This window comes from Spirosoma sp. KCTC 42546 (assembly GCF_006965485.1).
Classification (GTDB): Bacteria; Bacteroidota; Bacteroidia; order Cytophagales; family Spirosomataceae; genus Spirosoma.
In genome coordinates, this window is record NZ_CP041360.1 from 6469868 (window position 1) to 6486181 (window position 16314).

Annotated in this window: 12 protein-coding genes; 5 read left to right on the plus strand and 7 right to left on the minus strand. The window is 49.8% G+C overall.

Going from position 1 to position 16314, the window contains the following annotated elements; all coding sequences use genetic code 11:
* Positions 1-92 precede the first annotated feature (92 nt).
* Positions 93-449 (minus strand): helix-turn-helix domain-containing protein, encoded by a 357-nt coding sequence (locus tag EXU85_RS26575; protein ID WP_142774990.1) that lies wholly within the window; start codon positions 447-449, stop codon positions 93-95.
* Between the two features lie 104 nt (positions 450-553).
* On the opposite strand from EXU85_RS26575, the gene EXU85_RS26580 reads away from it, so the two are divergent.
* The 4 genes from EXU85_RS26580 (at position 554) to EXU85_RS26595 (ending at position 3630) form a co-directional block, all read left to right on the plus strand.
* Positions 554-964 (plus strand): DoxX family protein, encoded by a 411-nt coding sequence (locus tag EXU85_RS26580; protein WP_142774991.1) that lies wholly within the window; start codon positions 554-556, stop codon positions 962-964.
* A gap of 70 nt (positions 965-1034) precedes the next feature.
* The gene (locus EXU85_RS26585; protein WP_246859255.1) at positions 1035-1667 is read left to right on the plus strand and encodes a cupin domain-containing protein; all 633 of its coding nucleotides are present in this window, start codon (positions 1035-1037) and stop codon (positions 1665-1667) included.
* 84 nt (positions 1668-1751) lie between these two features.
* On the plus strand, positions 1752-2795 hold the full coding sequence (locus EXU85_RS26590; protein WP_142774992.1) for a cupin domain-containing protein: 1044 nt from the start codon (positions 1752-1754) through the stop codon (positions 2793-2795).
* Positions 2796-2814: 19 nt separating this feature from the next.
* The gene (locus EXU85_RS26595; RefSeq protein ID WP_142774993.1) at positions 2815-3630 is read left to right on the plus strand and encodes an alpha/beta hydrolase; all 816 of its coding nucleotides are present in this window, start codon (positions 2815-2817) and stop codon (positions 3628-3630) included.
* A gap of 250 nt (positions 3631-3880) precedes the next feature.
* On the opposite strand, the gene EXU85_RS26600 is transcribed toward EXU85_RS26595, so the two are convergent.
* The 6 genes from EXU85_RS26600 to EXU85_RS26630 form a co-directional block, all read right to left on the minus strand.
* Positions 3881-4165, minus strand: a complete 285-nt coding sequence (locus tag EXU85_RS26600; protein ID WP_142774994.1) for a hypothetical protein — start codon at positions 4163-4165, stop codon at positions 3881-3883.
* A 34-nt stretch (positions 4166-4199) separates the two neighbouring features.
* Positions 4200-6443, minus strand: coding sequence for a tetratricopeptide repeat protein (locus EXU85_RS26610; protein WP_246859256.1), 2244 nt, complete (start codon positions 6441-6443; stop codon positions 4200-4202).
* 155 nt (positions 6444-6598) lie between these two features.
* Positions 6599-7009: an AraC family transcriptional regulator gene (locus EXU85_RS26615; protein WP_142774995.1), complete on the minus strand. Its 411-nt coding sequence runs from the start codon at positions 7007-7009 to the stop codon at positions 6599-6601.
* Between the two features lie 14 nt (positions 7010-7023).
* On the minus strand, positions 7024-8136 hold the full coding sequence (locus EXU85_RS26620; protein ID WP_142774996.1) for an FKBP-type peptidyl-prolyl cis-trans isomerase: 1113 nt from the start codon (positions 8134-8136) through the stop codon (positions 7024-7026).
* Positions 8137-8249: 113 nt separating this feature from the next.
* Entirely contained in the window at positions 8250-10352 is a 2103-nt protein-coding gene (locus tag EXU85_RS26625) for a M13 family metallopeptidase (RefSeq protein WP_142774997.1), read from the minus strand.
* Between the two features lie 135 nt (positions 10353-10487).
* Positions 10488-14576 (minus strand): two-component regulator propeller domain-containing protein, encoded by a 4089-nt coding sequence (locus EXU85_RS26630; RefSeq protein WP_142774998.1) that lies wholly within the window; start codon positions 14574-14576, stop codon positions 10488-10490.
* 395 nt (positions 14577-14971) lie between these two features.
* Between EXU85_RS26630 and EXU85_RS26635 the strand changes: the two genes are divergently transcribed.
* Complete coding sequence (locus EXU85_RS26635; protein ID WP_142774999.1) at positions 14972-16276, plus strand: SGNH/GDSL hydrolase family protein; 1305 nt, start codon at positions 14972-14974, stop codon at positions 16274-16276.
* Positions 16277-16314 lie beyond the last annotated feature (38 nt).

Genomic DNA, 16314 nt, shown 5'->3' on the forward strand with positions numbered 1-16314 from the left:
ATTATCAACCTCAAACCAGATAATGTACTCGATACTGAACTCCTGCGTACAAATGCCCAAAAAGTACCCCAGCATTTCAGTAGTATACGAATTCACTTCCCGAATAGCTGTTTACGGTGATTAACACCCCAGGCATGCAGTTCCATCATCACCCGTTTCAGCGTACGTGAATACTCCGTAGCGACATATTCAATTAAAACAGGCGAGCTGTCATGGACGATTCGCTGGATCAGCTGATGCTCCTCCATATCCTTCAATTCTTTGGAAAGAACCTTGGGATTGATTTTGGGAATACTTGCCTGTATTTCCGTAAAACGCCGGTTTCCCTGCATGACGGACGTCAGGATCAGCACTTTCCATTTGCCGCTTATCACATCCAGCGCATCACGGATGGGCAGCATCTGGCCAATACAATCAATAGTCTTTGTGTCACCCTCTGTTAAAATCATGCTGTCGCTTACGTTCAGGTAACTGCCGCATCGGCAGTCTGACTACTTTTTCAAAAGTAAAAGTACTGACCTTTGCCAGACCAACCAACTATGTATTAATCAGTATGGCAAGTCAGCAAACGCCCTCCAAAACTCTTTCTATTGCCTTGTGGATCGTCCAGGCACTACTGGCCCTCGTCTTCATCGGCACGGGATTAGTTAAGTTAGTAACCCCTGTTGCTACGGTGGCCAGGATGTGGCCATGGGCGGGCGAATACCCGAACCTGCTTCGGTTGACAGGCCTCTTCGATTTATTGGGCGGCATCGGTGTCGTTTTGCCCGCACTTACCCGTATCAGGCCAGGATTGACAGTACTGGCGGCATTGGGTTGCGCTGCACTCATGGGAAGCGCCATTGTCTTTCATGTATCTCGTGGAGAGGGGGCCAACACACCGTTCAACGTTGTCATGCTGGTACTTGCTCTTTTCGTTTTCTGGGGACGCCGGATGAAGGCCCCGATAAACACCCAGGACTGATTAAGACTAAGGGTTTGTGATTGATAAGGCGGCTTGACTGGCTACTTCTTCCGTTTCATCGAACTACGCATTGAGAATTGTTGCCGGAGGGATGACCTTTGAGCAGGTCAATAAACCCTCAAACACAACAAATACAATGGACTTTACGTACCCGCACACGATTAAGAACTGCATTGGAGAGCAGCTAATTTTCCAGAAAGTAGTGCATGAACCGGATGGCGACCGGCTACTCGTAGAAAATTTTGTGGCACCCGGCAGCGGCCCACCTATGCATGTGCATTGGCTACAGGATGAATGTCTGACGGTCGTTAGCGGACGGATCGGCTACCAGGTTGAAGGGCAAACCGAACAGTTTGCGGGAGAGGGAGAAACCGTTCTGTTCAAACGTGGTGTACCCCATCGCTTCTGGAACGCGGGTTCCCAAACCCTTCATTGCACAGGCTGGATCAATCCGGCCAACTCGGTCGTGTTCTACCTGTCGGCCATCTATGCGGCTCAGAACAAATCGGGGAAGGCACAGCCAGAAACCTTCGACGCGGCTTATCTGCTGACGCGCTATGCGAGTGAATATGACATGCGGGGAATCCCGGGTTTTGTCCGAAAAGTTATCATTCCACTAACCTATCAGATTGGCCGGGTGCTGGGTAAGTACGCACATTTCGAGGGTGCCCCGGAGCCATTGCGCGTCGGTGGCAATGGCTAAGAAGTAGTAGATTATGGCATTTGTTTGTTTAGCTACGTACGTAAATTGGCGATTGCCATACTGTCTTAATTTAGCCGAACACTAATGAGCAAATCCAACCCACCCGCCTATTTAGCACGAACCGGCGACAGCCAGAATGTACCATTTAATGGAGCCGAAGTTTCCCTGATTGCCTCCCGTAGTCAAACCGGAGAGTTGATTGAAGTGGCGGAGGTTTTAGCCCCGAAAGGCTTTAAGTTACCGGCCCATAAGCATACAAAAACGCATAAAAGTCTCTTTGTGCGATCGGGCGAATTACTCCTGTCTTTCCCGGATAAAACCTATCATCTCCGGGAAGGCGATTTTGGGCATATCCCTAAAGGGGTAGCTCACCAGATTGAATGCATCGCCCCGGCAACCAAAACGTTGTACTTTTCGGGGCCAGGTGGTTTGGTTTCGCTAGTCACCGAATTATCGCAACGAGAAAAAAACGGAGATGAGTCTGTCTTTACTGTTTCCTCAACCGTAGATTTTCAGCTGGTTAATGGCTTTGACCCTACGCTTCCCGTTGAGCAGGTTACTTCTGTAGAGCGACCCGATGGTCCCATACCCTACGTCATTCGGAAAGGCGGGGGCGAGCATTTGATCGTGGAAGATCAATTACAAACCTTTCTGGTCAGGCAAAACAATACGGAAGGTCAGTTTCTGGTTGTTTTAACCGAAGGGCCCAAAGGACACGCCATTATTCAGCACTATCATAAGCTCCATACCGAATGCTTTTTTTCGCTGGAAGGGAGTATGACCATGTGGAATGAAGGACAGACGGTATCACTGAATCCCGGTGATTTTTTGCATGTTCCCCCTTACACAAAGCACTCCTACCGGCTGGATAGTCCGTACACCAAATTTATTGGGATGTTGAGTCCGGGTTTGTTTGAGCCCTTCTTCGATGCCCTATGTACACCGTACCCGGCCCAAATCCTACCCGATAAACCGGGTCCTGCCCGTTTCGACCGACTATTAAAGACGTACGGTAGCCTGGATTTATATTTTGTGTCGCCCCCACCCGATAACTCCATGAATCCCCTACAGGCAACCATGGTTCGGTTTTCCTTTTGGCTGGCCGGTAAACTCGCATCAAAAAAATAAGGAAAGCGCTTAGCAACCAATGGAAAATCAGCCCTACCGACTCCATAAAGACCTCCCCTACCTGCCGAATGGTCATGAACGTCAACGCCTGGATTTATATCTGCCTCTGGCAGGAAGTTCATTTCCGCTGATCATCTGGTTCCATGGCGGGGGATTCGTTCGGGGTGCCAAAGAGCCCAGTCCGAAAAATCAGATTCCGTTAGACTACCTGGAAAAAGGGTTTGCCATAGCTGCCGTGGGCTATCGACTGAGTCCCGATACTCGTTTCCCGGGGGCGATTCATGATGCGAAGGCGGCCGTTAGCTGGTTAAGGCAACAGGCGGAGGTATACCAATTAGATAGCCAGCGATTTGTAGCCTGGGGGCATTCAGCGGGTGGTTACTTAAGCACGATGGTTGGCCTTACAGCCTGGTGCCAGCACCTGCTAGGCGTAGACTACACGCCCCTGGACGCGCAGGTTTCAGCGGTAATCGATGAATCGGGGCCCATTAACTTTTTGACCATGGATGATCAGAAACTGGACGATGGGTTACCACACAATACGCCGGACTCACCAGAATCTCTATTCATGGGCAACCCAATTCAAGAGATACCCGAATTAGTCAAAACCGCGAATCCGATTCAGTACCTGAATGCCGCCTTTGTGCCCCGGTTTCTGGTGGTTCACGGAAATCAGGACAAACATGTGCCCTACCAGCAAAGTGTGGAACTGGTCGATGCGCTAAACCAATGCGGTGCATCGGTGGCTTGGCAACTGCTCGACGCTGTGGGCCATTTTGATATTGACCGGACTAAGAATACGTCGCTGATCGATTCATTTCTGGGAAAGCGCTGAGTTTTGCTAATGCTGATAGAGTAGTGCATATATCATCAGATTGGGCGTATTATAAAAAAATGGTGTGGATAGAAGTCAAAAGCGTGCAGACTCGCTACTTTTCTAATGCATCAAAGGTGGTCTGTTATCAGTCTATGCGCTTTCATATTCGGGGCAGATGTCGTCGAATTCGGGACAGTTTGGGCGCGGGAAGGGAAAAAGTACAGGAATTAGGCGATTTTCTTCTGGTAGGTAATGAACTCGGGCCAAACTAGTTGTTGGGCTTTATGACCCAATGTCCTAGACCGGGGCTGTTATGGGCGCCTTCCTTTACGATGAAAGCCCATTGGTAGCCCGATCCCACTGAGATGAGCAAACCGTAGACAGCGTCAGTATCCTGTAATGATTCAGGCGGTGCATCAATCACTGGATCGGCAGGTTGCTGGGGGAATGATTTACTCAATCGGCTGGCCTGCAAAACCGATGAACAGGCGACTAAACTGCTGAACGAAGCCAGTAGTAGCGAACGAGACAGTACACTAAAGGATGTTTTCATGGTTGAAAGGGGTACAAAAAGAGGTTGGGTAATACTAAACGTACATCGGAAGGGAAATAACAAATGTCGTCCCTTCTCCTTCCTGACTTTCCACCGTCAGGCTTCCTGCGTGTCCCTTAGTGATAATGTCATAACTCAATGACAAGCCTAGCCCCGTTCCTTCACCCGTGGGCTTGGTGGTAAAAAAGGGCTGAAAAATCTTGGCTTTGACCGATTCGGGCATGCCCATGCCGTTGTCGCTGACACGGATTTCGATCCGGGGGGCGTCCACTCCCGTGACACGTGCGCCTATCACGCCCGTTCCCATCACACGCGCTCCCATGATATTCGTTCCCACGACACCCGCGCCCGTTCCCAGCCCGTTGGACTGGGCTATAGATGTGCCCCCTTCAGGGTGGTTCGACGGTTCGACTTTTTGGCGGATGAGTTGGGTGCTGATGATTAGTGTGGACTGGTAGTCAGGTGGGGCAGCTTTCTGTTTTTCTTTAACGGCGTAAAAGGCGTTGTTGTAGAGGTTCAGCAACACCCGCCCGATCTCTTGTGGCAAAACTTCTATTCGAGGTAAGTCCGGGTCGAAATCCGTTTTCAGTTCGAAGGTCAACTCTTTGTCTTTACCCCGCAAACTCTGGTAGGCAACCTTGAGGTATTCATCGGCCAGGGCGTTGAGGTTGGTGAGTTGCTTATTCCCGGTTTCGGTACGGGCGTGTTCTAACATGCCGCGTACAATGGCCGAGGCACGACCGCCGTGATGCGCGATTTTCTGAAGGTTTTGTTTCAAGTCGACCAGGATTTCAGTTTCCAGTTCGGTGTCTCGGTCGGGTTTTAGTTGTTCCTCTTCGAGTTCAGTGACTAGCTCGGCACTCACTTCCGAGAAGTTGTTAACGAAGTTGAGGGGATTCTGAATCTCGTGGGCGATGCCTGCCGTTAACTCCCCTAGGCTGGCCATCTTCTCTTTTTGGATGAGTTGGGTTTGGGTGGCTCTGAGTTCTGTAAGGGCGTTTTCGGCTTTGGTACGTTGGGTATTGATTTCCTCTTTTTGCCGCTGCAAAACGAGATTGGCTTTTTGTTTCTGAGCATACCCATACACAATGAGGCTCAGCAAAGTCAGCAGCAATCCAACGCCACCCAGCAGATAGGTTCGTTGCTGTTTCTGCTGTTGGAGCTGGACGGCTGATAGCTGCTGCTCATAGCGGAGGGCCGTTTCTTTTTTGTCGAAATCATATTGAAGAGTGGCTGCCGCAATATTGCCGGTGTTTTGCTGGTTGATGATCAGCTCTTTGGTTTTGATAAAGTCCTGATAACTGGCTAAAGCGGCCTGTGGATCACCCAGTGCGTCCTGGATCTGACTCTGGGTTTGATAGGCTCGATATAAGGCTATTAAATCGCCCCGTTCTTTGGCCAGCACTACGGCACTGTCGGCATAGGCGTTGGCTTTTTGTAACGTATGAGCTTTATCATTTCTTAGTAGCGTCGTTAAGAAGGTGGAGTTGCTGTCAATAGCAATTTTTAAATACAGTTTACCAAGGTTGTTATAACTTCTTACTAATATTTGTTTATTTCTATTGGCTTTACTCAGCTTCAGCCCTCTTTGCAGATAGGTGAGCGCTTTGGGATAATCGGCTAAGTTGAGATAGGCCTGTCCCACGTTGTCGAAGTTGTATTCACTGGCCGGACCTTGAACCCTGCTTAGTTTCAACGATTTTAGCTGGTAGTCCAGCGCTTTGGCATACTTACCTTGCTCGCTGTATACTTCACCTATAAGATTTAACCAAAGTACCACTCCGCTTTTATTTCCTAATTCCTCATGACCTTTCAGGGCTTTTTCATAATAGGTTAAGGCCTGCGGATAATTGGCCAGGTTAGAATAAAGGTAACCTATATTGCCTTTTATGCCAACAATCTGGCTTTTATCTTTTATTTCTTCCGCTATTTTCAAGCCACTCAAGTAAGCCGTCAGGGCTGGAGGATTATCAGACTTAATTGCGTAAATATTTCCAAGAACTTTATACGCGACTACCATGCCTTTTTTCCACATCAACTGCCTGGCCAGCGTCAAGGCTTGATTAGCATAGTTGATACTTTCGTTAAAGTTACTGTTACTATAACCATAATAAGCATAGCTTATATCGATGAGGAGATTGACGCGATTGGTGTCGGGTTTGGCACGGGGCAATTCGGCCAGTAGCGAATCCAGCAGAGCTTGGCCTGCTTTGGGTTGGGCAAAGGCGGGAGCTACGGTTATAGTGCATAGCAGGCAAATCAGTTCAAGTCGGGACATGGGTGGAGGTTACGTTACAGGAAGTGATCTGGCCTTTTTGAATCGAGTGCTTTAGTTGGGCAAAGATGGGTTCCTCACGACCGATGCCCTGTCAGATTGGGGGCAGATGTCGTCGGATTTGGGGCATTCTGGCAATGGAAATGAAAAAGTGCGAATCAGGCCTTTGTCACGCAACTGGCCATGAATTCGGTCGGCGTTTGCTGGTAGAATTCATTAAAGACAGTCGTGAAATGAGAAGGTGTGTTGAAACCAACCAGGTAAGCCGTTTCGGCCACGGTATAGCCCGCACCCAGCAACTTGACGGCTTTCTGTAGGCGAAACTGGCGGATCAGCTCGGTTGGCGAGCTTTGAATCCGGTGCTTCAACTGGCGATACAGCGTTTTTCGATTTATACCCAGTTGGTCGGCCAGCCAGGCAACATTGACCGAGGGATCTTCCAGATTTCGCTCAAGCAGGCCATAAATCCGCTTGAGAAAAGCCGTTGGGCTTCGGCTAGGTGGCATACGGCCAGCAGCCATCACCAACGACGGGCGATCGTGATGGCCAGTTTTCAGTCGACGAATCATTTTTGTAAACTGAGTTAGTTGGTGGCCGGTTTTACGTCAAGCAAGTCCACCTCAAAAACAAGGGTACTGTTGGGGTAAAACCAAGAACTATTCGTCGCTATATTGTAGGCGTACAAAGACGGAATAACCAGCTTGATTTTGCTCCCAACCCGGCACAAGGGTAGGCCAAGCTGGAACCCTTTGATTAATTTGGAGAGTGGATACGTGGCAGGCTTGTCGAGTTGCTGCATAAACAAAGCCTTGTTATGAAACAGATACCCATTAAGGAACACGACAATAGAATCTGTCAGGCTGACCTGTTTGCCCGTGCCTTCCCGCATGATGGCGTAATATATACCGTCTTTATAGGTAAGCTTTTCTGATTTACTTTCGGCAACAGCGTTCTCAATCTGCTTCGTTTCCCGCTTGTACTGCTCATCGCTGTCAACGTAAGCATCCTTGAAGGTAATTACGGGTGCTGGCATAGCGGTACTCAACAGATTTTTCCAGCTACGATTGGTCCGCCGGAGCCATACCTCTGTGAATCGGGCTACTGAATCCGTTTCGTCGTTACCTGAAGCAAAGGTGGCTGGTTTTTTAAGGGTAGTGCGTTGTCCGTTAAGCAGGCAACTACCAATTAGTTTCCACTTATTCTCGTCCGGTAGAAACAGGTAGCCTGAGTACAGCATTTTTTTGTCAGTCGTGTCAGAAAGGGCTACTATCAGCATGAGTTGATAGGTAGTATTGGGCTTCCAGGCGAAATTCCAGGATAGTTCTCCCCGGCCTGATTCCTGTACATTGATTCCTTTGGCTACAACCTGCGCGCCAACCGGAAAGCTAAAGGAAACGTTTTTCTGTTGACCGCTGCCCTTTAATGAGAGAGTGCCTAAGGTGGATCGAAGGCCAACTTCAAGAGGTTTGCGACTCTGAAAACCGCCAACTGATACTTTTGCCAGTAAATGGCTAATTTCAACACTGTCTGGCTGGGGATACTCAGTCACTGACGGGTTGGGCTGCGATTGGGCCACCAATTCTGTAGTTAGAAAGGTGAGCAGACAGAGGGTAGCGAGTGTAAATGATTTCATTGGGTTTGTGGCCACAATGGTCAGCACTAAACTGGTCTGCCTGATTAATCGGGGAATGAACATGGTGATTTGGGAATAACTAGTGATTTGAGGGTAAGAGGATGCGAAATGAGCGCCGACGCTATTGATTGGGCTTAACGACCCAATTTCCGAGGCCAGGACAGGCACTTAGTGGCTTACCAGACCTTGATCCGCTGATCGGGGGCCTTATACATGGTCTGGCCCGGTTGCACATTGAAGGCTTTGTACCACGCATCAATGTTGCTCAGCGGGCCATTGCAGCGGTATTGAGTGGGTGCGTGGGGGTCGACCAGTATCTGCTGAGCCTGGGTTTCGGGTAGTATATTTCTACGCCAAACCTGCGCCCATGACAAAAAGAACCGCTGGTCGGGGGTGAATCCGTCAATCTCGGTTTTACCTTGACCCTGTTTGGTTTTCTTAAACGCATCATAGGCAATGGCCAAACCACCAAGGTCGGCGAGGTTTTCGCCCAGTGTCAGTTGCCCATTCACTTTCAGCGAATCCAGTACCTTAAATCCAAAGAACTGCTCTTTCACTTTATCGGCGCGTTGCTTGAAATTGGTCGCATCGTCTGTTGTCCACCAGTCGCGCAGGGTTCCGTCGGCATCATATTGGCGGCCCTGATCGTCGAAGCCGTGGGTCATTTCGTGGCCAATTACAGCACAAATACCGCCGTAGTTAATGGCATCGTCGGCTTCGGCATCGAAGAATGGGAACTGCAAAATAGCCGCCGGGAATGCAATCTCATTTTTTACCGGGTTGTAGTAGGCGTTTACCGTGGGTGGAGTCATGCCCCATTCCGTTCTGTCAACTGCCTTCCCAAATCGGTTAAAATTGTCTTTATACCACCACTTATCGGCGGCCTTCATATTGCCGTAGAAATCGTCGCGCCGGATGGTTACACCGTCGTAGTTTTTCCATTTATCGGGGTAGCCAATCTTGCGTTTGAATGAGGTGAGTTTGGTCAGTGCACGTTTTTTGGTGTCAATGCTCATCCAGTCGAGTGCGTTGATGTGCTCTTTAAATGACGCTTCGAGATTATCGATCAGGACAAGAATTCGTTGTTTGGCTTGCGGCTTAAAGTACTGCTGTACATAGAGTTGGCCTAATAAGTCACCCAATGATCCGTCGATCAGCATACTCATGCGCTGCCAGCGGGGCGTTAGTTCTTTCTGTCCCGACAGCACTTTGTTGAATGCAAAGTTTTGGTTCACAAACGAATTGCTCAGATATGGAGCTGCGTTTTTAAGCAGATTCCAGCGCATATACGTTTTCATATCCTCAACCGACGTAGCGGTCAGCAAACTATCCATAGAGCGGTAGAACGCAGGGTTTTGTACGAGCACCGTGTCTTGTCCATGAATACCCATTTTAGGCATCAAGTCACTCCAGTTTATACCGGGAGTCTGCTTCGAGAAATCGGCCACCGTCAGTTTGTTATACGTTTTGATTGGATCACGCAATTCCACTCGGGCCATTTGCGCGTTGGCCAGTGCCGTTTCAAGCCGCATAATCAGGTCAGCGTTTTGCGAAGCCTTGCTGGGTTGCTCGCCAATCAGGCCAAATAGTTTAGTCAGGTAATCGCGGTAGGCCTCCCGGACTTTCTGGCTACGCGGGTCGTTTTTGAGGTAATAATCACGGTCGGGCAGCGTAGTACCTCCCTGAACAAATTGACCTATATATTTGGTGACGTTTCGGCTATCCTGGTCCACAAAAAAAGGAAATAGCATACTGTTACCCTGAGTGCGCTGGTAGGCAATTTCGTTCAGTACATCCGCTTTGCTATGCACCTGTTCTACGCGGGCAAGATCGGCCTTGATTGGATCGAAGCCTTTTTGCTCAATAGCGATACTATCCATCCCGCTGGCGTAGAAATCGCCTACCATCTGGTATAACCGTCCTTTTTTGGTGTTTTGAGTAGCCTCTTCGAGCAGTGACTTCATGGCATCGAGGCTTTTCTCACGTAAGACGTTGAGGCTACCCCAACTGGTTTTTGAAGCCGGTATGAGGTTTTTCTTTAACCATTCGCCGTTGGCATACTGGTAAAAATCATCGCCGGGTTTCACGGCGAGGTTCATATTCTGCCGGTTGATGAAGGGCGTTTTTGGTACTGGGGGTTTAGGGTCAGGTCGGATTGCGTTTGGCTGGGATACGCTTGGCTGGGGCAGTGGTTTAGCTAGTTTGCCTGGTGGGGGCGTAGCGGCCATCAGGCAACTCATTAACATGACCGAAGTAAGGAACGTAAGTTGTTTGTTCATTGGAAAATCTGGAATGAGTCGGCAAGTTTTGCCAGCTCAAAAGTCTCTCAATATCTGCGGATCCCCTGTCAGATTGGGGGCAGATGTCGTCAGATTCGGGGCATTTTAGGCGCAGAAAGGGGAAAAATGCAGAAATTAGGCGTTTTTCACGCGGCTGGCCATGAATTCGGAAGGCGTTTGCTGGTAGAACTCTTTAAACACAATGGTGAAATGAGAGGGTGAATTGAAGCCGACCAAATCGGCGGTTTCGGCTACATTATTCCCCAATCCCAGCAATTCGGTCGCTTTCCGAAGTCGATACTGACGAATCAGATCGGCGGGGGATAATTGGATGAGTTGCTGCACTTTTCGGTACAGCGTCTTTCGGTTCATGGCCAGTTGGTCGGCCAGCCAGTCGACACTGATCGAGGGATCGTCCAGATGCTGTTCCAACAGGGCATAAATCCGCAACAGAAACGGATCGGCTACCACTTCCTGGGCTTTTACATTGGACACGGGGCTACTGACAGGCAAAGCAAACTGCTGCCGATAGTGCTCACCCAGTTTCTGCTGACGGGAAACCAGATTACGCAGGCGTAGATGCAGTTCGTCCAGACTAAAGGGCTTGGACAGGTAATCATCGGCTCCCTGCTGTAGCCCGTCAATCCGGCTCTGGGGGGCCGTTTTAGCCGTTAACATCACGACCGCAATATGGTCGGTATCGGCATGGCTCTTGATCAGGCGGGTGAGTTCAATCCCATCCCGTCGGGGCATCATCACATCGGTCAGCACCATATCGGGTAGTTCGGTTTGAACGAGCGCCCAGCCAGCTTCTCCATCTACTGCCTGGAGCACATGGTACAACGATGCCAGCTCCCCCATCAGGAATTCCCGCAACTCGTCATTATCTTCTACGATCAGAATACTCGGAAGCGAAGTCCCCGCCACAGAAAGCGAACTACTAAGCCGGGGGGCCAGTGACGTTCGTTGATCGAGGGTCTCAAGTTTAGGGGCTACCAACCTAATTTTAGGGTTCTCGCTCGTTGCTGCCGATACAGGCTGCACAGGAAGTAGCAGGTGAAACGTAGTTCCCACTGTCAACTGACTCTCTACGGTAATGGAGCCACCCAGTAAGCCAACGAGCTCGTGAACCAGTGCCAGCCCAATACCTGTACCTTCATAAGCGCGGGTACTGGAGGTATCGGCCTGATAAAATCGGTCGAAAATATGGGGAAGCGGCTCTGGCGCAATCCCGATCCCCGAATCGACCAGCCGGATAGCCAGCGTATTCATCTCACTGCCTGTCCAAACGGGCGTACCCGTAAGCGTTACCTGGCCACCGTCGTCGGTGAACTTGAGCGCATTCGACAACAGATTGGTCAGAATTTTTTCCCACTTATCGGCATCGAATACGTACTCCTGAGCCGGTAAACCAGCCACCTCACACGTGAGGGTTACCCCTTTTTGCTCCGCCATCCGCTGGAATACGCCAACAATCGGGTCAATAAACTCCGATACGTTCCCCTGCATAAGCGAAACAGCCATGTAGTTCCCTTCCAGCTTAGACAAGTCTAAAAGCTGGTTGATGAGCCGCAGCAGTTGCTCGGCATTACGGTGAACCAGCGTCAGCATCGGTCTATCAAACCGATTTTCCTGAAGCAGTTTTTCCACCGGCGATAGAATCAGGGATAAAGGCGTCCGAAACTCATGGGTAATATTGGAAAAGAAGCGAGTCTTCAGTTCATCGACAGCTTTGAGTTGCTCAGCCTCCCTCCGATTGAGCTCAAGCTCCTGTCGTTGCCGGAGTCGATTGGTATAAAACCGGATGTAGCCCCAAATAGCCCCTCCGGCCAACAACACATACAGCCCATACGCCCACCAGGTAGCCCACCAGGGAGGCATAACGATCACCTGAACCGACGCTTCATTTTTGGTCCAGAATCCACTGCTATTAGCGGCTTTTACCCGAAAAGTGTAGGTGCCTGGCGCCAGACTGGTATAGGTAGCTACGCGCCGGTTTCCATTCTGAACCCAGTTCGGATTGACCCCAACGAGTTGGTAGGCATACTGGTTTTGACCGGGCTGCTCATAGGCCAGAGCCGAAAACCCAATCGACAGCATGGTCTCGTCGTGTTTCAGGCGAATTATGTTGTCAGTGATGACTCGGGGCTTATCCATGACGGTCAGGTCGGTGATATAAACCGGGAACGGGCGGGTATCCGTCAGAATTTGATTGGGATTGAATTGAACGATACCGTTCTCGGTCCCAAAAATCAGTTGGTTGGCTTGCCGAAAGACGGCGTTATGCTTGAAGTCATTACTGGGCAATCCATCCGAAACCTCATAACTATGAATGGCTCGGGTTATGGGGTCAACCTGACAAAGTCCCTCATTGGTACTCAGCCAGAGTTTGCCCGTCCCATCGCTGGTAATACCGACAATGCTGGTTCCCGGTATGCCCTCTTCGCGAGAGATTACCGAAAAGATACCCGTCCGCCAGTTAAACCAGTGCAAACCGCCCAGATGGGTACCAATCCAGATGGCACCTTCCTTGTCTTCGTGAATGGACAGCACGTCGTTGGTGGTCAGTTTGCCTTTACCCCCCGCCATATAGCGAATAAGCTGACCCGTTTTCGGATTCAGCCGACAGATACCCAACCGGTTAACCAATATCCACACCTCTCCGAACTGGCTTACCATAAGCCCATAAATTGCCTTATCGGGAATGCCGCCCGTATCACCGGGCTTGTATTTATAATAGGTGTACTGATGCGTGCGCGTGTTGAACGAGGCCACACCGCCATCCCCCCCGATCCAGAGATTGTCTGCTGGCTTACCATCAAGATACTGAAGATCAATAAATTGGGTCGGGATGTCGGATGGATACCGGGTGTACTGACCAGATGTCTGATTGAGGTGATATAGCCCGTCGTTAGTACCGAACCAGATGCCATCCGTCCCGTCAGACAGGAAACTAGTTACGGGATTTGTATGGGTTCCAACCCATCCCAGCTTGTCCATCTGGATACGGTCGAGCTGCTGCCGATTAGGCGATAGTCGGTAAACAGTGGATAAGTTGCTAAACCAGAGCTGTCCCCGCTTGTCCCTGAATACCGCGTTGGCTCTGTTCTCAGGCATCGTGGCCATGCGCTCATTTGGCCTTACCCGATACGTCTGAAACGGTTTTGTGTTGACCGCCTGCCGGTCAATTCCGTTATCGGTCCCTACCCAGAGCATGCCCGCCCGGTCGTGGTATACAGCCTGCGCGTTGCTGCTGCCAAGTCCCTTCAACAGGTTTGGATCGGTCTGGTACGTAACAACTTTATCCGTAGTGGGATCAATTCCCTGAAGGCCATTGGTGGTACCCACCCACACAATCCCCGACGAATCCCGATGGATTGTATTTCGCCAGATATACGGGTTAAGCTGTCCCCCCGGATTATAGGGAACCGGGTGCCAGGGCTGGTTACGAAGGTCCAGTTTAAACAGACTGTACCCCGCCGTGGCCGCACCAATCCAGAGTACGTCTTCTTTATCGAGGTAAAACGAAAGAAACGAAGGCTGAGGGCCTGCCAGCCCAGGAACCGGCACCAGCGTATAACGCCCGGTTGCCCGATCAAGGAGGTACAGACCCTGATGGGAGGCTACCCAAAACCGATGCTGTCGATCTTCAAATGCCGTTTTAATCGGCATTTCTGTTTTGGGTGAAGGATATAATCTGAAGTTATGGCGTGCAGGATCATAGCTGGCCAGCCCTGCAAACGTCCCGATCCAGAGCAGGTTCCGGCTATCTTTATAAATGGTAATCTGGTTATTCCATTGATTGGCCCTTGCCGCTCTAATAGGATGTGGCGTAACAAGCCCGGTTTTCGTGTTTAGTTCATGCAAGCCTCCCCCTTCCGTAACCGCCCACAACTGGTTGGAATCGCCCTCGCACAAGCTCGTAATGATACTATTTTGGAAACTATGGGCTGGCTGTTGGGGATTGGGTTGAAAGACGGTAAAGGTAGCGCCGTCGTATTTGGTCAGGCCTTCGTGGGTGCCAAACCACATGTAGCCAGCCCGATCCTGAAGAATACAGTTTATTGAATTACTGGGTAACCCATCTTTACTCGACAGGTGCTCAAATTGGTTAGCGATGGGGTATTGAGGTAACTTCTTATAATAGCTATCTGGAGAAGGATAGGACTGAGCAAGTGCCTGCATAAGTGGAATAAGCAGGAACGCAAGAAAGTATGGGCGCATTTTAAATGTTAACGAGTGGGTATGCTCCTCTAAAGCTAAGTATATTTACTCAACTACCATATAGACTTATAGTTATTTATCAATATTCTATAATTTATCCAGTATAGCTTTATATAATATGCGTTCATCGATATATAGTACACTTAATATATAATCCAGTTCGGGACTGGCCTTATGGTAACTACCTGCACCAGACTTGAATGGTTGGCACATCAGATCCTATTAACTACGGTAAACGTTTCCCAAAAAAGTCTTTTCATCAATAAGCATGCGGCATCTGTTCAGGAAAAATCGGCTCCGATGCAGTTGCGAATGCCATTGGCTGAGATTTTGTACGATTCCAGCCTATTCCAGAACCCCGACAACGAAGCCATAGTAGCCTCATAATCAACGAAATGAAAAAATCCGTTCTGCTAGTACAAGCATTCATTATCACAGTAGTAATCAGTTGGGGCTGCCAAAAACCCCTGTCAACGAGCGTTCAATCTTCCTCAAAAAACAGCTCGACGGGGGCTCCCGAATTTCACCAGAGGGGCGGCTTACCGAATTTTTTTCAGAAAATTAATGAAGGGCAGGACGCTAAGGTAGCCTACTTTGGGGGCAGCATCACCGAAGCGGGCGACGGTTGGCGGAGCCTTACCTTTAACTGGCTCCGCATCAACTACCCACATACACCATTCACCGAAATCAACGCAGCTATTGGGGGTACGGGCTCTAACCTGGGCGTCTTCAGACTGGAACGCGACGTGCTGGCCCAGAAGCCCGATCTGGTCTTCGTGGAATTTGCCGTCAATGATTTCGGGCGGACCACTCAGCAAATTCAGCAGTCCATGGAGGGAATCGTTCGGAAAATCTGGAAAGCAAATCCTACTACCGACATCTGTTTTGTGTATACCGTAGCCGAAAACGTATTACCCGATCTGCTGGCGGGCAAATTTCAGGCATCAGCCCAGGCCATGGAAGCCATAGCCGAGCACTACCAAATTCCCTCTATTCACATGGGCGTGGAAGTAGCCCGGCTATATAAAGAAGGCAAGCTGGTGTTTACCGGAAAGCCAGACGAAAATCCCGGAAAAATTGTGTTCACAACGGACAAAACGCACCCCTTGTCCCGGTCAGGCCACCCCATTTACGCGAGTGTGGTACGAGGCCATTTTGAGGAAATGCAACGAGTTTCTGGTGCAAAACCCCATGCGCTACCAACCCCGCTGGTTGCCGATAATTGGGAAGGCGCTCAACTGATTTCGCTCTCTGAACTGCCTTCCTCAGCGCATTGGCAGAAACTCCCGGCGGAGAACGAGCTTGCCCGATCGGTTTCTAAATTCATGCCAGCCCTCTACAAAGCATCGTCGCCAGATGCGGTCCTGCGCATTAAATTCAAGGGAACCACCCTGGGATTTTATGATGTGGTAGGGCCGGGCGTAGGGATTCTGGATGTAACACTGGACGGAGACAAAAAGGAAGTTCAACGCTTCGACCAGTATTCTCACTATTACCGAAAATTTAGCTTTTACCTGGAAGGACTACCGGATACAACCCATGAAGTAACCATCCACGTATCGGGCAAAGCATTCGACAAAGCAAGTATTCTCCAAAAGCGAAACATCAAAATCGACGACCCCAGCCGCTATGCCGAAACGAGCTGGTATCTCAGCAATTTACTACTGGTGGGTACGTTAGAATTCATTCAATGGAATTGAGTGTGGTTCCTTAAACGGCTACATACGCCATATCTTGG